The sequence below is a fragment of the Leptolyngbya sp. UWPOB_LEPTO1 genome (assembly GCF_017302695.1).
GTDB lineage: Bacteria > Cyanobacteriota > Cyanobacteriia > Leptolyngbyales > Leptolyngbyaceae > Leptolyngbya > Leptolyngbya boryana.
Genome location: NZ_JAFLCJ010000002.1, coordinates 504,618 through 523,900 on the forward strand (window position 1 = coordinate 504,618; position 19,283 = coordinate 523,900).

A 19,283-nucleotide genomic window follows, 5' to 3' on the forward strand; every position below is an offset into this window, starting at 1 on the left:
GAACTGAGTTAAGACAGGAATGCTGCAAAGGCATTCCTGTTTTTTTATTCTTCTTGGGCGATCGCTGGGGTCGTACACTGCATCGAAATATCGTTTGTTTTGGGGAACGACTCTAAGAGTTGAGCAAATAACTTAGTGTCAAAGCTGCGCGGGTCGAGACGTTGGCGCGATCGATCCACCAATCGATGCGTCGTAATCCGGTTATTCGGAACCCCTGTTTTTGCAACTAGCCATGCCAATGATTGATACTGAGCACGCGTATATCCGCTATGGCGTGATCCATTTCCCCGACCATCAGGTGGTGTGACTAACGAAATGTGATAGGCGAAGTTATTGACTGAAGGGGGAAATACCGGATTTGTTTTAACCGCTTCATCGCCTTTTGTACCGTTGAAAATCGAGTTGCCAGCCCCAAAAGCGCGTCGCTCAGGCGGAACTAAATAGACAACATTGCCATTTTCCCGAATCAGGGCGTGATAGCTGACTTGGTCATCATCTCTCGGATGCGGGGTTTGAAAATAATTAATCGCAGAACTGCCTGAACCCACTGTTTCGTGCAGAACCACGATCGGTTCATTGTCTACAGGGCGACCGAATAAATCTTGGGTGAATCGTCGTCCAAAGTTAGAAGGATGGGCGAGTGCAACTTCTTCTCTGGGACGATAAGTAGAATCAGCGTCTGGAGACTCTTGTCGGAAACGAGTCAAAGGGACTGTGCCTCGAATTGCAGGCAGATTTCTCAGTTTATTTTTGTTCGGGTTTGGTTTAACTGCGCAAGCACTGGATAAGAGGTCAGTTGTATCGGCAATGGGTTGACGCTGTGCGATCAGTTGCAATGGCGAATTCCGGATTTGAATGCCGTCTAGCCAGGATGCTTGACCGGCTTGCATCGCAATTAAGAAACCGGATAGTCCAATAATCGCGATCGCAAATGCTTGAAAGAACCTCTTCATGCCTAAAAAATTACTGTATGTAAGAAATACTGCGTGCTGTTGAACAAGATAGAGTTTTTCTGAATTTAGTTCCAGAGAAAAGTCTATTGTGGTAAGCGCAATTTAATATACCTTGCCGTCTTGCACTTGCGGAGAAAAATTAGCGACCTTCGAGTTGGGCGACTTTTGCTTCGAGTGCTTCGATGCGATCGCGCGATTCAATCACCAAGGTGGCAAGCCGATCAAACTGAGCATCTGTAAACTTCGTTGGGCGTTGCGGGGGCAGGGCGTTTCTCGGAGCAGGCACTGAAACTCCTGGACTCGCACGAAGAGCAGAGAGTTGGCTTAATTGCGAGCGAATGCCCGCTAATTCTGATTCAACTCGGGCAAGTCGTGATTCGACGAGTCCAACTTGTGCCTGAGCGGGGAAAAAAGTTTGAAGGGCAAGCAGCATTAGCGCAATGCTGCTAAGGATTACGAGCAGCCTTTTCATTCTGAATCAATGCTCAATCTTTAACTTGATTAAACGTGGATCAGCAAGAGCCTGTCATCACGCTTGTGGTAGAACGCGATTGCAGCAAGGCTTGAAATCTCAAATCTTTCTGCAGTCTCGCAAAGACGCGATCGTTGGCGGCAATTTCTCGATAGCCTGGAGCGAGCGCAATCGCCCGTCTTAAGTGCTCTAGTGCCCATTCTGAATTGTTTTGCATCGCATAGCAGCACGCTTCGTGATAAAAAGCTTCTGCATCATCGGGTTCAATGCCGAGCGCTTTGTCATAGCTGGCGATGGCTTCTTCGTATCGTCCAGCACTTTGTAGGGCTGAGCCAAGTGAGATCCAGCCTTGAGAATCGTAAGGCTCGATCATGAGGGCGCGAATGTAACTGCCGATCGCTTCATCATGCCGGTGAATGCTATCGAGAATCGTGCCGCGATATTGCCACACTTTGGGATGATTCAGGTGCAGCATCAGAGCATGGTCGAGACTTTGAATGGCTTCTTCGGGTTGCTTGAGTTCCCAGAAAATCAAAGCGCGGAGCACCCAGAGTTTGAAGTTTTGCGGATCGATCGATAACGCCTGCTCGATAAAGCTGAGTGCGGTTGTCAATTGTCCCAATTTGCGCAGCACGATCGCTTGATTGAATAAAGCTGACATTTCACCCGGCTGAATCTGAAGGGCTGCGTCAAAGCTCGATCGAGCTTGCTTGAATTCGCCCATTGAGCCAAGAATCATGCCCCGCATACACCAAGGCTGGAAACGGTCTGGAGTCAACGCGATCGCTGTATTGATGCTGGTGAGCGCTTGAGGGTAAAGATCGAGTTTCCACAATCCATAGGCGCGGAAATTCCATAACTGCACATCGTTCGGCTCGAATTTGATGGCTTGATCGACGCGGTTGATCGCATCTTCGTAATTGCCCAATTTGCCGAGAATCTGCGCCTGGTAGCCCCATGCCTTGTAGTAATCGGGCTGGAGATTGACCGTTTTCTCTAAGCTGCGGAGTGCTTCTGCATACCGACCTAAATACGCTAAGGCTTTGCCTTTTTGATACCAGGACTTGAGGTGGGTCGGATCAAGCTCAATCGCTCGATCATAATAAGCAATCGCTCGATCGTAGTGCTTCAGTTTTGCCAGTGCTCGTCCGCAGTTGTACCAGACTTTCGGATCAGCTGGATTGAGTTGCAGGGCAGTCTCGTAATTCGTAATGGCAGCTTCGTAGCGCTTCAATTTGCCCAGAATATAGCCGCGATAGTGTAGAGTATCAGGATCGTTTGAATTCGCCTGATCCAGGCAGGCGATCGCGGCTTCGTGCCAGCCGTTTTGGCTCAGCGCGATCGCACGTCCCAACCAACCTTGAGACGGATTGAATGTTGTATCACAGCTAATACTTGTCATAGCACCTCCAGATTTCACTGCATTCCCGGTTCAGTGAGTTCGTTGTCGTTTGATTACGTTGAAGGTGATGCAACCCAATTGTGGGGAGATTCAACCGAACCCTGCAAGATTCAGACAAACCTAAGCGTGATCGCTGATTTGTTGCTCGAATTCTCGACGAGGTGACACGTAATGTATCACCTACTTCCGTAATTTCGCTTAGATATCCGGGTAGCGTCAATTAAGTTCACAGAGTTTTCATGCAGGCGAGGGGAACACGAATTCCTGACTAACGATTGATTTGGATCATTGAAGGGTTTCATCATGTCTCCCAATGACTCTTGATTGCTAGTCTTAATATTGTGTTACATAATGGGTAAAGGAAGAAATAAAAAGTGCTTATGTTTGGCGGATTTACTGGCTTTAAGCCCCCTTCCAATCAAACCGATTTTGGAGAGCAGATGCTCAATTCAGTGCTGAGTCAGTCCATTCGTCATCTATTTACAGAGAGCGAGAATGTGGATGTCTCGCTCAAATGTTTTCCATCGAGTAAGTTGCTGCAAGGGAGCATTGACAGCTTCAAAATGAGCGGTCGCGGGCTTTTGATCCGTCGCGAATTTTGGGTCGAGGAGATGTGGTTTGAAACAGATGCAGTTTCGATCGATTTTGGCTCGGTATTGTCTGGGAAAATTCGGTTGAAGCAGGCAGCGCAGGCTGTGGCGAAGGTAATATTGACTGAAGCTGGAATCAACAAAGCATTTCAATCCGAATTGGTGAAACCCCGGATGGAAAATATTACAGAGTCTTCTCTGATGGATTTATCGGGTGGGGAACCTGTTGCTTTTTCTGATGTTGAGCTGAAATTATTGCCGGAGAATCAGATTCGGATTTTAGCAAAGGCGAGTTTGCCGAATGGTATTGTGCCAATTTCTTTGACAGCGACGATTGGAATCGAACGTCGTCGTCGCATTTTGTTTCAAAATCCGCAATTTTCGGCAGAGGGAATTCCTGAAGCCCAGCGTGGAGTTTCAGAGTTATTGACGAATGCGTTTGCTCAGATTTTGAACAATATGGTGGATCTCGATCGATTTAATTTGGATGGGGTAACGATGCGGTTGAATCGACTCGATACAGAGGGCGATAAGCTGATTTTTAGTGGATATGCGGAAGTGACGCATTTTCCACGGCAGGGGTAAGTTTTTCGAGTAGGCGATTGATTCATTTCGCCTCAAGCCTGACGGGTTAAATTTGTATGTAAACGCGAACTGCAAAAAGGCGGATGATCCTCGGATCATCCGCCTTTAATCGGTGTATCTATTTTTCCTAACTGCTGACGTTCGCGGTGGGGATAGATTGGCGGTATTCTTCAACAATCTTGCGGAATTGGTCGCCTTCGATCGTTTCTTGCTCTAACAAGACATCGACTAAGCGATCGACTAAAGGACGATTTTCACTCACTAAGCGCCGCGCTTCCGCATAGCAGAACTTCGCGATTTCACGGACTTTGGTATCAATTTGGCTTGCCAATTCTTCGGAGTATTCTGATCGAGGCATCAAATTCCGTCCTAAGAACACCTCATCGCCCATGCTTTCAAAGGCAACTGAACCGAGATCAGACATTCCGAAAATTGTCACCATTTGGCGGGCAATTTGTGTCACTTTGCCGATATCGCTTGCGGCTCCCGTATCGATCGCATCTTCGCCATATACTTCTGCTTCAACGGCGCGACCGCCTAAGATTACCTTAATGCGATCAAGCATCCAGGCACGCGTATAAAGCCCACTATCGATCGTTTCTTCGTTTGGAATAGTTTGAGAGAACCCTTCAATTCCGCCTGCGCGTGGAATGATCGTGACTTTGTTCAAGGGGTCAGCATTCTCTAAAATCGTGGTCAGCAGGGCATGACCGATTTCGTGATATGCCGTCATGCGCTTGCGGTTCGAGTCGAGTAAGGGATTTTTGGACAGTCCAATCGACACTCGGTCGATCGCGTCGTCAATCTCTAGCATCGTCACCGCGTCTTTGCGCCGACGTGCCGTGAGAATCGCAGCCTCATTCAACAGGTTCGCCAATTCTGCGCCGGAGAATCCAGGCGTTTGCCGAGCAATTTTTTCGAGATCCACTTCGTCGGCTAATTTCTTATTGCGGGCGTGAACTTCAAGAATTTTCAGGCGACCTTTACGATCAGGTAAATCGACGCTAATTTGTCGATCGAATCGTCCCGGACGAAGTAATGCAGAATCCAAAACATCTGGACGGTTTGTTGCCGCAATAATAATGATACCTGCGTTGCCTTCAAACCCGTCCATTTCAGTCAGCAACTGATTCAAGGTTTGCTCGCGCTCATCATTGCCGCCGCCAATTCCAGCTCCGCGTTGTCGTCCAACTGCATCAATTTCATCGATAAAGACGATGCAAGGAGCATTCTCTTTTGCTTTTTTGAACAGGTCACGAACCCGGGAAGCGCCGACACCGACAAACATTTCGACGAATTCTGAACCCGAGATCGAGAAGAATGGCACTCCGGCTTCTCCTGCGATTGCTTTTGCCAGTAAGGTTTTGCCAGTTCCAGGTGATCCCACTAGGAGAACGCCTTTGGGAATTCGTGCGCCTACTGCGGTAAAGCGTTCTGGCTTCTTCAGAAATGTCACGACTTCTTGAAGTTCTTCTTTGGCTTCTTCAATGCCCGCCACATCATCGAACATCACACCAGTTTTGGCTTCCATCTGGAACCTGGCACGAGACTTACCAAAATTCATGGCTTGTCCGGGACCGCCGGGTGAGTTGCTCGATCGTCGTAAAATTAGCAGCAACCCAGCAATGAGCAGCATAAATAGCAGCAGGTTCGCAATCAAACCCACCAAAATACTATTGTCGGTGGTGGGTTTCGATTCAAACGTAACTTTGTTTTTGCGGAGACGATCGATCAATTCTGGATTTCGTTCGAGCAGTTGCACTTCGATATCGGGTTCACTCTGCTTTTTGCCTTGGAGCCGAACTCTTGCAACATGCTGCGTTTCGTCGATTTCGACTCGCTCTACTTCTCCGGCATCAATTTTTTTCAGCAATCCAGTGTAGCTGAGAGATTCGCGGGCTTGAGCCATTGCGGGGACACTCATCAGGACACTTTGCAGGAGCATCCAGCCGACGATCGCGGATTTAGCCGCTTTCGATTTGGCTTTTGTCAGACGGAGTGAGAGCGCGAATTGACGAGAACCTTTGATCATGGGATTGCCTTATGCCTGGTGGAACGCGAAAGGGGCAAGATCGCCCGTAAAGGGACGGTAACAATAATCTGTCCCTAGTCTAGCCTTCTCAATAGAGTTTGGACACTTGCGCGGCTCGAGTTTCTGAAGGACGGGTTTCGGGTGTATATTTGACAATTTTTAGGCAGTTGCGCTGACCTTGGCGATTGTAGCTGACTTCATCGGCGAGTCGGCGTAATAAAAACCAGCCGTATCCTCCTTCTTGAAGAGTTCCAGGCTGGGGTTCACGGATATTATTGGGATCAAAAGGTTGTCCCCAGTCCCAGATTTCAATCTCCATGCGATCGTCATGCAGCGCAACCTGAATATCAATTTGGGTTTCGTTGGATAAACCGGAATGAGCGTGCCGAACGGCGTTGGTAAAGCCTTCTGCAAGAGCGAGATTGAGACGGTGAAGCTGATTTTCCCGTCGTGGAAAGTGAGGATCGTGTTGAAACCAGAATCTCTCGAACCATTTCTGGACGTGGTTCAACACTGTAAGGTTACTACTAACCGACAGATGATCTTGCTGAAACATGCTCCGATTCGTCCACTCGATCGCGCGTCTGGGTGTGTAATGTTCAGTTCCTAACTTTAACTATGATACGTGTCTTTTCTCTGTCAATTCGTTGGATTTTCTACGAATGAGCCAGTGAGATTGCACACTTTTTGATACATAGAACAGGCGATGTCTATAGAGCTTTATCAACAAATCTTATTGAATTCAAGTGCTTCGCGCTGCAATTGTAGCAGTTCTTTGATCCCCTTCTCGGCAAGGTTAACAATCTGATCCAATTGTTGTCGGGTGAAACTGCCTTGCTCTGCGGTTCCTTGAATTTCGATGATTTCCAGCGCATCATTCATCACCACATTACAATCCACATCTGCGCTTACGTCCTCCGGATAGTTGAGGTCAAGAAAGGCTTCGCCTTCGAGTAAGCCGACGGAAACGGCTGCGACTTGATGGCGAATGGGAGACTGGTCGAGTTCTCCGCATTGGATTAATGTGGCAATTGCGTCATGGAGTGCGACAAATGCGCCTGTAATAGAAGCAGTGCGAGTTCCAGCATCGGCTTGTAGGACATCGGCATCGATCGTCAGGGTGCGTTCTCCTAAGGCTTGCATGTCGAGAACCGAGCGCAAACTGCGTCCGATCAGGCGTTGAATTTCTTGGGTGCGACCAGAGAGTTTGAGAAATTCGCGATCTTGGCGATCGGGGGTGGCTCCAGGTAACATGCGATATTCTGCGGTGAGCCAGCCTTGTCCTTTGCCTTCGAGGAAGCGGGGGACTTTGGGTTTGATGCTGACGGTGCAGAGAACTTGGGTGTCGCCACAGTGGGTGAGAACGGAGCCTGCCGAAAATTTGGTGAATCGGCGATCGAATCGGGTGGGACGGAGTTGATCGGGTTGCCGACCATCTGGACGCTGCCAGGACATGAAAATTCCTCAAATCTGTGATTTAGCATACCGTCTGGGGCGGGATTTGTTGGATTTCCCGGATTGTTTTCAGATTTGGAATTGCTAGGTGTCAAATTTCAACGCAACATCTAATACCACAGACTTTATAGAAAAAAACGGGCAATATCGCAGTGAAACTCAGGCAGGAGAGGGGATGTGAGTTGATCACCCACAACTAATGTGGCAACCAAAGTGAGTTGGGCATTGTTGCGGCGATAGATTTCTAAGCGTTGAGAGATGCGATCGACAATCCAATATTCCAGAACGCCTTGAGTCGAATAAAGCTTGAGTTTGGCAGAGCGATCGCGATCTTCATTCACTCTCCCAGGAGATAAGACTTCGACAACTAACTCTGGTGCGCCTTGGTAATGCCCAGCGTCGTCAACGATTTGAGTATATCGTTGCTGACTTGTCCAGGTGACATCTGGAGAAATATTGTCGGAATCTGAAAAGATCAGCCCTGGCATGATTGAAGCTTGTCCAAGTCCAGTTTCAACTGACCATTGATCGAGAACAGCAAAAATGCGTCCGGTTACTTGCTGGTGTTTATGGTGAGGAGATCTCGTCACAAACAATTCTCCATCAATGATTTCATAGCGAATCCACTCGTTGTCAGGCAAAGCTTCAATATCGCGAATTGTCCAACGCAAATTGTTTGTCGTCTGACTCATGAGTGAATTCCTCAAGGGCTGATCTCAATCCTAAACTAATGAGGAAACATGCGCTCTGAAGCCTGCTTTTTCTAAAGCATCGACGGTTGCAGCTTCGTCTTGGACACGGAATTGGGAGCCGAAACGGACGATTTGATTTTTTACAGGTGTACCTACGATCGCAATCACTGGAATTTTGGCTTTGTCTCGATCGCCTTGCTGCTGCAAAACAGTCTTTAAGCGATGACGTTCCATTGCATCGTCTGCAACTTTTGCATCGAGTTCGACCATCACCATGCGAACATCTTGAATCGGCTCTGCATCGTCAACAATGAATTGATATTGATCTTCGTCGCGCTTGTCGATTTTGCCCCAAACCATTAAGCGTGCATCGGGTTCGATCAAGCTACCAATTCGCTCAAAAGCTTTCGGGAAGACAACCGCTTCCGATCGACCTGTGAGGTCTTCGATTTGAATCACTGCCATTGCATCACCTTTTTTGGTAGTGACTCGTTTGACAGCCGTGATCATAATGATGGCGCTGACCGTTGAACCTTCTCGACAGGTTTGAATGTTGCCGAGACTGATTGGGGCGAGGACTTTTGCTGCGTCTTGCAATTGTTTGAGCGGATGATCGGAGATGTAGAAGCCGAGGACTTCTTTTTCGAGTCGGAGCTTTTCTTGAGAGGGGTAGTCTTCAACTGTTGGAGCTTTTGGAGCCGTTTCAAAGCTGCCTTGCTGAGTGGTTGCACCTAAGAGATCGAAGAGGCTGCCTTGTCCGCTGGCGCGATCGCGTGCTCTCGACTGTGCCCAATCCATCACGAGTTCCAGATCGCTTGCGAGTTGATGGCGATTGGGATTGATTGAATCGAGTGCGCCGCAGTGGATTAAGGCTTCTAGGGCGCGTTTGTTGATTGCACGAGAATCAACGCGATCGCATAAATCGGCTAATGATTTGAACTTGCCATCTTGGTTGCGGGCTTCGAGAATTGCTTCGATCGCGCCCATACCGACGTTGCGAACGGCGGAAAGTCCAAAGAGAATCGCATCCCCGATCGGGGTAAAGTCGATACCCGATCGATTAATATCAGGCGGAAGTACTTTGATACCCAGACTTAGACAAGTCGCAATGTAGCGCTGGACTTTATCCTGTTCTCCACTGTTGATGGTCAGAATGGCTGCCATGTACTCAACAGGATAGTTTGCTTTGAGATAAGCCGTTTGGAAGGTGACATACCCGTATGCCATTGAGTGGGATTTATTAAAGCAATATTCGGCGAACAACACCATTTGCTCGAATAGCTCTTCGGCAACTTTGGCAGATACACCTCGCTCTTTTGCACCTTTGACAAACATGGCTTGGTGCTTTTCCATCTCAGATTTTTTCTTTTTCCCCATCGCTCGACGCAGCAGATCCGCCTGACCGAGCGAATACCCTGCCATGTCTTGAGCAATTTTCATGATCTGCTCTTGGAAGACCATAATGCCGTAAGTTTCTTTCAGGATTGGGGTGAGAATTTCGTGGGCATAGTCGATCTTCTCGCGCCCGTGTTTGCGGTTGATAAATTTGGGAATCAGCTTTGCATCCAGTGGCCCCGGACGATAGAGCGCGAGTACAGAAGAAATATCATCAATTCCGTCTGGTTTAAGTTCACGCACGATTTGGCGCATTCCAGAAGATTCAAGCTGGAAGATACCTTCGAGTTCACCTCTTGCCAGTAGCTTGTAGACTTCTGGATCGTCGAGCGGTAAGGTATCGAGATCCAGTTTGATGTTGCGGCTTTGTTCGATTAAGTCGATCGTTTTTTCGATCATCGTGAGGTTCTTTAACCCCAGGAAGTCCATTTTGAGCAAGCCCAGTTGTTCAATGTCTTCCATGGCGTATTGGGTCACAACACCGCCATCTTTGGTCATTTCTAAGGGCACGATTTCATCTAATGGATCTGCCGCAATCACGACCCCTGCGGCATGAACTCCGGTTGCTTTGTTTGTCCCTTCGATGCGGATTGCCATGTCCAACCAACGCCGATAAGTAATCGGCGGATTGGTGTTAGGAATGACTTGATCTTGTTGGTACTTTTGACTGAATTCTTTCGAGGGGGTTTCTTCGGGAGAAACCATCTTTTTGAGCTTTGTGGATTTGCCACGAAAAACGGGGATTTGCTTTGCCATCCGATCGGCTTCGCTCAGCGGAATGTTCAACACGCGGGCAACATCTCGCAAAATGGCTTTTGAGTTCATCCGGTTATACGTGATGATCTGTGCAACTCTCTCTGTACCGTATTTTTCGGTGACGTATTGAATCACTTCACCGCGCCGCTCAATGCAGAAATCTGTATCTACGTCCGGCATCGATTTCCGTTCTGGATTCAGGAAGCGCTCGAAGAGTAGACCGTGATGAACGGGGTCAATGTTGGTAATTCCCAATGCATAAGCGACGAGCGAACCTGCTGCGGAACCTCGACCCGGCCCGACTGGGATCTTATTGTCTCTCGCGTATTTGATATAGTCCCAAACGACTAAAAAGTAAGTGGAGAAGCCCATCTGCTTCAGCATGTTGAGTTCGTAGACGAGGCGGTCTTGATACTCTTGGCTGATTTCTTCGCGTGAGTTGAGCTTTTGCCGCTGAACTAATGACTCCCAAGTAATTTTTTCAATGTATGTATCGGCTGTGTAGCCGTCTGGAATCGGGTAATTCGGAATTCGCGCTTCGCCGCCGAGCAGTTTGTATTCTTCAACTTTGTCTGCAACTTCTACGGTATTGGCGATCGCTGTTTCAATGATGTCTTGCGGCAAATGGTCGCGAAAGAGCGATCGCATTTCATCCGCTGATTTTAAATACTCAGTTCCGGTATATCTCAGTCGTTTATCTTCGGAAATTAGCTTTCCGGTTTGGATACATAACAATGCATCGTGAGCTTCCACGTCATAGCAAGACACATAGTGAGAATCATTCGTTGCAACGAGTTTGATGTCTAGCTCTTTTGCAATTTGGACAATCTCAGGGTTAACAATTCGTTCTTCTAGTAACCCGTGATCTTGAATTTCGAGATAGTAATCGTCTCCGAATAGCTCTTTGTACCAAGTCGCAATCCGCCGAGCAATTTCAGGCTTCCCTTGTAGAATCGCTTGCGGAACTTCGCCACCCAAGCAAGCACTCGTCACAATCAAACCTTCGTGATATTCGGCAAGCAGATCTTTGTTGATGCAAGGGCGCGAGAAGATGCCTTTTCCTTGAACGCCTTTGAGGTGCGAAATCGTGGTGAGTTTAACTAAGTTCTTATAGCCTTGAGTATTTTTAGCAAGGACAACTTGATGATATTTGGGGCGGCGTTCTTGCTTCGTAATGTCGCCGTTGATGACATACATCTCATTGCCAATGATTGGCTTAACATTTTTACCTTGGCAAGTTTTAATGAGTTCGATCGCGCCATACATCACCCCGTGATCGGTTAGTGCGATCGCAGGCATTTCGAGTTCAACGGCTCGATCGACCAGTTTGTCTAATTGTCCAGCTCCATCGAGCAAACTGTAATCGCTGTGAATGTGCAGACCGACGAAAGACATAATTCACTCAACCCACGCGAAGGAATGAGTCTTAGCGTAACCGATCTTGAACGCTATATTTATAAATTTTTTGAAGCTTTAACCCTACATATGGAGTTAACTCCTCAAATTTGGCGAACGTCCAAGGTCTAATACCAATGTACCAAATTTGGGGAGTAGGGAGTGGTTTCCATCTTTTCAGCCCATAACCGTTTACGCTGAAAATAGTGATTTCTATTGGGAAATATGTCGCAACTGATCCAAGTGATGCAAACCGTATTTGATAACCCTCCTGTGTCATTTAACCCAGCCAATCAAACGCTGAAAGGCTGGGCAATGTTTTGTTTACGCGATCGCGGTTTTATGGTTCAGCCTGCTCAAAATGCTGATTTTTACATTAGTACAAAGGGCGAAAAAACCGCATTTCGGGTGAGCCAGACTGAACCGAGCGACACGGCAACCGGATGGATTGTGGTGGATGCTGCGGGCAAATCTGCCAAGGTCATCGCACCGGAAGCGTAACGAACCTGTTTAACGAACTGCAACGCGACGGATCGATCGGGCAACGCGAATTTTTTTAACTCGACGTTTTTTGGGCAAATCTGTTGAGAGGATATCTCGCATTTCTTGCCAGAACGGACGATCCGATTGATGCAAATCGAGCAAGACGATCGCAACGCTAAACAGCAAAACTCCAACCCCAGCCACGAACACTGCCATTGAAGAAGTGATTAACCATTCGGCACTAATCACCGTTCGGATCGACAACAGCAGCGTACTCGCAACAAATAGCGTCAGTGCATAGTACATCACTAAAATGCCATTGTTTGCGGTTTTGACTCGCTGCTGAAGATGGCGCAGTTGCTTTTGCAGCATTGCGAGGCGATTGGATTGCTCAAACCGATCGAGAATTTGAAAATATTCGATATTCGTAATTTGCAGGCGATTTTCGATCACACTGCGTCGTAGAAGTAGACCACCCAGTACAAATGCACAGGCAAGCAGCATTAGCACCGAATTGAGAATTAGCTGAATCAGTTGGGTTGTGTCGTCAATACTCATGCCGTGTTCTGATACTCTCTCTAACGCAAGCAGGATAACACAGATTTAGTACGAGGGTACTAAAATCTTTTAAAGAGTCTAGAAAGTACAATTGGCAAGGGTTTGACGAATTGAACTCAAACGCTCGGCTTGGGCAAAATGCGTAGGAATTTAATAATCTGTCCGGTCACTTCGATGCTGATGAGAAAATTCTCGATCGTGAATCGATACCAAATTTCGCTTGTCTCAAGCGGTTGGAATTCAGGCAAATCTTGAAGCTGATGGGTTCTGTAAAACTCGTCAAACACAAAACTGTGCAGCTTCTGCATCGTGGCTGTTTCGAGTCCTTTGAGATCGATTAAGAAGGCGCGATCGTAGCGCACTTCTAACCTGGCTGGAAAAATCATGCTACCTGCCGATGAGGCTTTCGTCGGTTTCATAATGTGCGCGGTGCGGGTTGGAGGAGCGGTAAGAGTTGCATCGCTTCTTCGCGCGTCAGGGTATCCCCCGGATTGTGAGTCCGTCTGCCATCAGCGATTGCTTTCAACATATATGCATCACAATACGCTGTTTCTAGAACCGGCCAAAACGTTTCGAGTTCAGCATCAGACATGCGATCGATTAAATGGTGAGCGCGGTTGCGATACAGATTCATAGCTAAGGAGGAGCAACTAGTCCCTTTGAGAATGCCCATCGACTTGCCGGAAATCCCGCGCAACTGGTGCGAATCAAGACAGATTATGTTCCCGCTTACGGTACGATTTGCTTACACGATCGCTGTTCATGTTTATGCTAGATTACCTTTTCTCATTTGATCCCGGATTGATCGGCTATTTAGTGTTTCTCCTCGTCTCCGTTGCAATTTATGCAATTTTTAGTCTGGGGCTGAATTTACAGTGGGGCTACACCGGATTGATCAATTTTGGGCATGTTGCCTTTATGACGGTCGGCGCTTATGCGACCTCGTTATTTACTTTAAGTGGAATGCCAATTTTCCTGGCTGTTTTGATTGGCGGACTATTGGCAGCCTTGTTGGGCTTATTGATGGGGTTTTCAACACTGCGATTGCGCGAAGATTATTTGTCGATCGTGACGATTGGGGTTTCAGAATTAGTGCGATTAGTAGCGCTGAATGAAAGTTGGCTCACCAAAGGCGCATTTGGGGTTCAGAATTTTCCGTTGCCGCTGGCAGAATTTCGCCCCACTGTTGCGACTCGGATTGGCATGATTGCGATCGTCACTCCAATTTTTGCACTTGTGATTTGGAAATTGGTGCAGCGGATCTTATCTCGCAAAAACACGGTTCAAGCGATCGTATCGGCAGTGCTGATTTTGCTGACGCTGCGATTGTACAGTGTGGCTGCGGTAGCACTTTATAACTATCGAGACAATCAAGCACGTAATGGATTATTGTTCTTGTCGCTGATTACTTTAGCTATTGTGTATTGGGCACTAGAAAGATTAGTAAAATCGCCTTGGGGTCGAGTTCTCAAAGCCATTCGCGAAGATGAGCAGGTTGCAAAGGCATTAGGTAAAAATGTGTTTAGCTACAAGCTACAATCCTTAATGCTTGGGGGCTTTATTGCAGGCATTGCGGGTGCATTTTTTGCTTGGCAGTTGAGTACGGTTTATCCGACGAATTTTGAACCGATTGTTACTTTTCAAGCTTGGATTATTATGATTCTGGGTGGAGCCGGGAACAATGCAGGCACGATTTTGGGAGCGGGCATCTACTGGGCTTACACTGCATTTACTCGCGATTTAGATGGAGTTCTTCGACTCGGGGCTGATCAAGTTGGGGCGCTGCGGATTATGTTGATTGGATTGATTCTCATGGTGTTGATGCGATTTAGACCGGAAGGCATTTTGGGCAACAAAGACGAACTGACACTAGGGAAATAATCATGCAGACTTCAAGTACTCCTGTCCTTTCTGCACGTGGATTGGTCAAAAGCTTTGGTGGAATTAAAGCGGTCAATCATGCGGCGATCGAGGTTCCCGCTGGAAGTATTACAGGCTTGATTGGACCGAATGGAGCCGGAAAAACAACGCTGTTTAACTTACTGTCGAATTTCATTCAGCCCGATCAAGGGCAAGTTCTATTCGATGGAGAGGCGATCGAGTCACTGCAACCGCACGAAATTGCTCAGCGCGGGATGATTCGCACGTTTCAGGTAGCGCGAGTGTTGTCGCGACTCTCGGTGCTCGAAAATATGCTGTTAGCGGCTCAGAAGCAAACCGGGGAGAATTTTCTTAACACCTGGTTACTAGCGGGACAGATTCGCAAAGAGGAACGTGAAAACCGCGATCGAGCGATGGAAATTCTCGAATCAGTCGGCTTAGCGGCGAAAGCAAATGACTATGCAGGCGCACTTTCTGGGGGACAGCGGAAGCTTTTGGAAATTGCGCGAGCGTTGATGACGCGTCCGAGGCTTGTGTTACTCGATGAACCTGCGGCAGGAGTGAATCCAACGTTGATTCAGCAAATCTGTGAGTACATCCAGTACTGGAATCGGCAAGGATTAACGTTCTTGATTATTGAGCACAATATGGATGTGATTATGTCCTTGTGCGATCGCGTTTGGGTGTTGGCAGAAGGAACCAATCTTGCAGATGGAAGTCCTGCTGAGATTCAATCCAATTCAAAGGTACTAGAGGCTTATTTGGGACAGTAAAATTTTGGGATAGCAAAAAATCGACCAACTTGATCAAAGCCGATGAGCTTTGATCAAGTTGCAGACTAAATAGAAATCTTCTGAGTTCTATTCCTTTCAGACGCTCATTGGCTGGTATGCAGCACTTGAGAAGTGTAGTCGAAACTGCCTATTGGCGAATCATGTCTTGAACCTGTTGGCGCAATTGGGGATTCGATCGGACAATCTGGAAAATTTGATTGAATCGGGGGATTTCTAGCCCTTCTTTTTTCACCGCAGTTTCTACCTTAGAATCATTGTCCTTGCTGATTTGGGTCAATTTTGCAATCACACGATCGTACTTTTGCCGCTCCCCTGTTTCCACGGGTTTAGATGGCTTTTGCTGCGGATTGTTCTGAGAACGGAAGATCTCATCAAACCGTTGCTCGGTTAATCCTTCCGATTGAATTGCCTGAGTTGCCTGTTTTTCTGCTTCACGGCTGATCGCTAAGACCTGTTTGACTGCATTTGCAAATTGGCGAGTTTCGGCAGGAGTCACCGTCTGATTCGCAGGCTGGCTTGTTGGAGCAGGTTTGCTGGTTGGAGTTTGAGCTTGGACAGGCATCTGACACAGTCCACCTATCACCAAGACACATCCACTCAAGAGAAGTCGCTGAATCATTTTAATCTCCAATGTTTTGCGCCATCTTATCGAGGCAACCTGCGATTCACATCCGTTATCAGACCTTTGATCCGCGTTACATCTTTCAGCAAGTCCATCTGTAGATATACCCACATTGATAGAAATCAGTCCCCTTGATAGAGATAGTCAAAAAGCTCGATCGATAAAACAGTGAGTAGGTCAGTCTTTTTGCGTCCCCTCTAGCCTTATGTCTCTCTACCTATCTCCTCAACAACCTAGCCCAACTGCCAACACTCAAATCGCACAAATCCCGCCCGAACGCACTTCTACCCCCTCGAATTCTCCTCAGCCAGACGGGGGAATGGTGCTGATTCCCTTATGCTTTATTGCGATTTGGATTGGCTTAATCTATGTGATTGCTGATACTTGGAAGTACAACCAGAAATCGACGAGAGTTAGCCGTGAACTCGCTCGACTTCCCTGTAAGAAATGTCAATTCTTTAGTAATAATCATTACATGAAATGTGCTGTTAATCCTTATGTTGTGATGACATCAGCCGCAAATGAATGTCAAGATTATCGTTCAAAAAAGAATGGTCGTTAATCGCTCAAAAAAGAATGATTATTAGTCGAAAACCTGCGTTCTGCATGTAGATTTCCAAAAAACTCTGCCCATACTGAGGCTAAAAATAGAAACACGCTAGTTAAGAGTTTCTATAGAAGTTAACTTGTATGGATAGGGCGGAATTAAATGACGAGCGATGAGTTTCAGACGAATGTTTCATCTCCGAATACAGAACTATTTGGGCGAGTGACACACTGGATTCGGAGGTCGAAAAGTTTATCTGAACTTTTAGCTGCGATCGCTCAGGAAATCGGTGCCGTTTTAAGTTGTGATCGGGTAAAAATCTACCAGTTTAATCCTGATGAAACGGGAACCGTAGTCGCAGAGTGGATTTGCGAACAACGCCTCCCTTCGCTGCTAGGGTTAACATTTCCTGCGAATGATATTCCCCCTGGAGCACGCGAACTGTTTGCAAGAACCGGAGCGCGATCGATTGTCAATGTGGCTGAACGTCGCATTGGACAAACGGGGATTGATTCTACTGCACCCGATGAAATCCGCTATCGTCCGCTGAACGACTGTCATGCTGAATATCTGATGGCAATGGGAATTCAGTCTTCGCTGGTCGTCCCAATTTTGCAAGAAGGCAAGCTTTGGGGATTGTTTGTCATTCACCATGCTGAAGCGCGATCGTTTTCAGACGCACAAGTGAGTGCACTGCAGATGGTCGTTGATTTGCTGACTGTGGCGATTGCTCAGTATCATTTGATCGAACAAGCGCGTGCTAAAGCCGATCGCGAATCGACGCTACGTCGCATTAGTTGCTTACTGCATTCGCTTTCGACGATTGAACTTCAAGCTGCTTTAGAAACAGCAGTTTCAGCCTTTGCAGGGTCAGGGGGACGACTGTGGGTGAATGCCACATCATTGGCAGTCGAACATTCTCCTCGCAATCTAAAACTGCCGAGTGCTTGTGTCAGATTGTTTCAATGTGGGAGCCAGCCAATGGCTCCTAGAGATGAGTGTATCGAAACGGCTGAATTTGTGCTGCTCGAAGAAGACAGTGCTTGGCAAGATAAGTTTCAGTCTGAGCAAGATGCAGTTTGGGCGATCGCGGATCTATATCAAGAGCCAGCATTGCAAAAGTTCTACCCTGCATTTCGATCGCTCAAAATCCGAGGGGTACTGATTTTCCCCTTGTGGTATCGCCGAGAATTGCTTGGCTATCTCACTATCTTTCGAGATGAAATTGAAACTGAGATTCTTTGGGCGGGGCAAATTAGCTCCGACGAGCGGCAGCTTTATCCGCGTCAGTCTTTTAAGGCGTGGTGTGAATCTCGACGGGGACAAATTCAGCCCTGGACAGCAGGAGATTTAGAGCTAGGTTGCGCGATCGCTCATCAGTTTTCAAGCGCGATTCAACAATATGAAACGCATCAACATGTGCAAAAGCTGAATGCCAGTTTAGAGATTCAAGTTCAAGAGCATACGGCTCGATTGCAGAAAGCAACTGAGCAGCAGCATGTTCTGTTCAGTGTGGTGACGAATATGCGGAAATCGCTGCAAGTTGAGCAGATTTGTGCGACCGCAACCGAAGAGCTTCGGAGATCGTTGAATGTCGATCGAGTCTGCGTTTATCAATTTGATTTAGATCGTCAATACAATACAGGGCAGGTGATTGCTGAAAATATGGTTTCAGGACTTTCCTCTGTTTTGGGCACGCGTATCGAAGATTATTGCTTTGGAGAACGGTTTGCAACCCAATATCGGCATGGTCGGGTGAGTTCGATCTCAGATGTGGAAGCACTCGTAATCGAACCTTGTTATTTAGCAATTTTAGAGCGCCTTGCGATTCGTGCCCATTTGATTGCGCCCATCTTACGAGGAGATGAACTGTGGGGATTATTGTGTGTGCATCAATGCGATCGTCCGCGCAATTGGACAGAGCATGAGATTCAATTTGTGAAACAAGTTGCGATTCAGTTGACGATCGGACTTGAGCAAGCCGAATTGCTCTTGCAAACTCAGCATCAAGCTCAGCAGATCGAGGCAACGCTGCATTCTTTGAAGCATACTCAAGCGCAGTTGATTCAAACTGAAAAGATGTCGAGCTTAGGGCGATTAGTCGCTGGAGTCGCCCATGAGATTAACAATCCGGTCAGCTTTATTCATGGCAATCTCAACTATTTGAATCATTATGTGATCGATATGCTGAGGCTGCTTGACGCTTATCGCGCAGCTTATCCTGAACCTCGATCAGAAGTGATTGATCTGATCGAATCGATTGATTTTGAGTTTGTTCGCCAAGACTTACCTAAAATCCTTGCTTCAATGCAAGTCGGAACAGAACGAATTCGCGAAATCGTGCTCTCTCTCCGCAATTTCTCACGGCTTGACCAAGCTAAAATGAAGCCAGTTGATATCCATGAAGGAATCGAAAGTACACTGCTGATTTTGCAGCATCGCTTGAAACCAAACGGGGGAGATTGCAGCATCGAGGTGATTAGGGAATATGCGGAATTGCCCCCAGTTGAATGCTATGCAGGGCAGTTGAATCAGGTGTTTATGTGAGATGGACCCGTAGGGTTGGACAAAAAATAGATAGTGAATAAGCTACAGTTCTAGATCTCAATTCTACTAACTTTTTTGATCTAGATTCGATTCATGCTTTTGATTCTTTCGTGTTCACATTATT

General features: G+C 47.2%; 18 protein-coding genes. 6 read left to right on the plus strand and 12 right to left on the minus strand.

All coding sequences use genetic code 11. The features are described 5' to 3' along the window. Positions 1 to 44: 44 nt before the first annotated feature. The 3 genes from J0L70_RS05255 to J0L70_RS05265 form a co-directional block, all read right to left on the minus strand. A complete protein-coding gene (locus J0L70_RS05255) occupies positions 45 to 953 on the minus strand; it encodes a peptidoglycan recognition protein family protein (RefSeq protein ID WP_190648284.1) in 909 nt (302 codons plus the stop codon). Positions 954 to 1,092: 139 nt separating this feature from the next. Next, on the minus strand, positions 1,093 to 1,386 hold the full coding sequence (locus tag J0L70_RS05260; RefSeq protein ID WP_268184033.1) for a hypothetical protein: 294 nt from the start codon (positions 1,384 to 1,386) through the stop codon (positions 1,093 to 1,095). 79 nt (positions 1,387 to 1,465) lie between these two features. After that, positions 1,466 to 2,827, minus strand: a complete 1,362-nt coding sequence (locus tag J0L70_RS05265) for a tetratricopeptide repeat protein (RefSeq protein ID WP_017287530.1) — start codon at positions 2,825 to 2,827, stop codon at positions 1,466 to 1,468. Positions 2,828 to 3,207: 380 nt separating this feature from the next. Here J0L70_RS05265 and J0L70_RS05270 point away from each other — a divergent pair, with 380 nt between their 5' ends. After that, positions 3,208 to 4,002 carry an LmeA family phospholipid-binding protein gene (locus J0L70_RS05270; RefSeq protein WP_017287529.1) on the plus strand — a complete coding sequence of 265 codons (795 nt, stop codon included), beginning with the start codon at positions 3,208 to 3,210 and terminating at the stop codon, positions 4,000 to 4,002. A 127-nt stretch (positions 4,003 to 4,129) separates the two neighbouring features. Here J0L70_RS05270 and ftsH read toward each other — a convergent pair whose 3' ends face one another. The 5 genes from ftsH to J0L70_RS05295 form a co-directional block, all read right to left on the minus strand. Further along, positions 4,130 to 6,034 (minus strand): ATP-dependent zinc metalloprotease FtsH, encoded by a 1,905-nt coding sequence (ftsH, locus tag J0L70_RS05275; protein WP_190648288.1) that lies wholly within the window; start codon positions 6,032 to 6,034, stop codon positions 4,130 to 4,132. An 88-nt stretch (positions 6,035 to 6,122) separates the two neighbouring features. Next, a complete protein-coding gene (locus tag J0L70_RS05280; protein ID WP_017287527.1) occupies positions 6,123 to 6,590 on the minus strand; it encodes an ATP-binding protein in 468 nt (155 codons plus the stop codon). A 167-nt stretch (positions 6,591 to 6,757) separates the two neighbouring features. Further along, complete coding sequence (gene rph, locus J0L70_RS05285; RefSeq protein WP_287453420.1) at positions 6,758 to 7,489, minus strand: ribonuclease PH; 732 nt, start codon at positions 7,487 to 7,489, stop codon at positions 6,758 to 6,760. A 125-nt stretch (positions 7,490 to 7,614) separates the two neighbouring features. After that, positions 7,615 to 8,181: a Uma2 family endonuclease gene (locus tag J0L70_RS05290; RefSeq protein WP_287453421.1), complete on the minus strand. Its 567-nt coding sequence runs from the start codon at positions 8,179 to 8,181 to the stop codon at positions 7,615 to 7,617. Positions 8,182 to 8,211: 30 nt separating this feature from the next. Next, positions 8,212 to 11,727 (minus strand): DNA polymerase III subunit alpha, encoded by a 3,516-nt coding sequence (locus tag J0L70_RS05295; protein WP_287453422.1) that lies wholly within the window; start codon positions 11,725 to 11,727, stop codon positions 8,212 to 8,214. A gap of 225 nt (positions 11,728 to 11,952) precedes the next feature. Between J0L70_RS05295 and J0L70_RS05300 the strand changes: the two genes are divergently transcribed. Continuing rightward, positions 11,953 to 12,228 (plus strand): hypothetical protein, encoded by a 276-nt coding sequence (locus J0L70_RS05300; protein WP_190648295.1) that lies wholly within the window; start codon positions 11,953 to 11,955, stop codon positions 12,226 to 12,228. 9 nt (positions 12,229 to 12,237) lie between these two features. On the opposite strand, the gene J0L70_RS05305 is transcribed toward J0L70_RS05300, so the two are convergent. From J0L70_RS05305 to J0L70_RS05315, 3 genes are all read right to left on the minus strand, one after another. Continuing rightward, positions 12,238 to 12,768, minus strand: coding sequence for a DUF2721 domain-containing protein (locus J0L70_RS05305; protein ID WP_017287522.1), 531 nt, complete (start codon positions 12,766 to 12,768; stop codon positions 12,238 to 12,240). Between the two features lie 116 nt (positions 12,769 to 12,884). Next, positions 12,885 to 13,187: a hypothetical protein gene (locus J0L70_RS05310; RefSeq protein WP_017287521.1), complete on the minus strand. Its 303-nt coding sequence runs from the start codon at positions 13,185 to 13,187 to the stop codon at positions 12,885 to 12,887. Beyond that, positions 13,184 to 13,402 (minus strand): hypothetical protein, encoded by a 219-nt coding sequence (locus J0L70_RS05315; RefSeq protein WP_017287520.1) that lies wholly within the window; start codon positions 13,400 to 13,402, stop codon positions 13,184 to 13,186. The genes J0L70_RS05310 and J0L70_RS05315 overlap by 4 nt, the downstream gene beginning before the upstream one ends. Positions 13,403 to 13,536: 134 nt before the next feature. Between J0L70_RS05315 and J0L70_RS05320 the strand changes: the two genes are divergently transcribed. Together J0L70_RS05320 and J0L70_RS05325 are read left to right on the plus strand one after the other, a co-directional pair. After that, a complete protein-coding gene (locus tag J0L70_RS05320) occupies positions 13,537 to 14,649 on the plus strand; it encodes a branched-chain amino acid ABC transporter permease (protein ID WP_353736611.1) in 1,113 nt (370 codons plus the stop codon). A 2-nt stretch (positions 14,650 to 14,651) separates the two neighbouring features. Further along, positions 14,652 to 15,422 carry an ABC transporter ATP-binding protein gene (locus tag J0L70_RS05325; RefSeq protein WP_190648302.1) on the plus strand — a complete coding sequence of 257 codons (771 nt, stop codon included), beginning with the start codon at positions 14,652 to 14,654 and terminating at the stop codon, positions 15,420 to 15,422. Positions 15,423 to 15,570: 148 nt separating this feature from the next. Here the strand turns inward: J0L70_RS05325 and J0L70_RS05330 are convergent, their stop codons facing one another. Then, entirely contained in the window at positions 15,571 to 16,062 is a 492-nt protein-coding gene (locus tag J0L70_RS05330; protein ID WP_017287517.1) for a DUF4168 domain-containing protein, read from the minus strand. 208 nt (positions 16,063 to 16,270) lie between these two features. Between J0L70_RS05330 and J0L70_RS05335 the strand changes: the two genes are divergently transcribed. Then, a complete protein-coding gene (locus tag J0L70_RS05335; protein ID WP_017287516.1) occupies positions 16,271 to 16,627 on the plus strand; it encodes a hypothetical protein in 357 nt (118 codons plus the stop codon). Positions 16,628 to 16,774: 147 nt separating this feature from the next. Continuing rightward, positions 16,775 to 19,159: a GAF domain-containing protein gene (locus J0L70_RS05340; protein WP_287453424.1), complete on the plus strand. Its 2,385-nt coding sequence runs from the start codon at positions 16,775 to 16,777 to the stop codon at positions 19,157 to 19,159. The last annotated feature ends 124 nt before the right edge of the window (positions 19,160 to 19,283 follow it).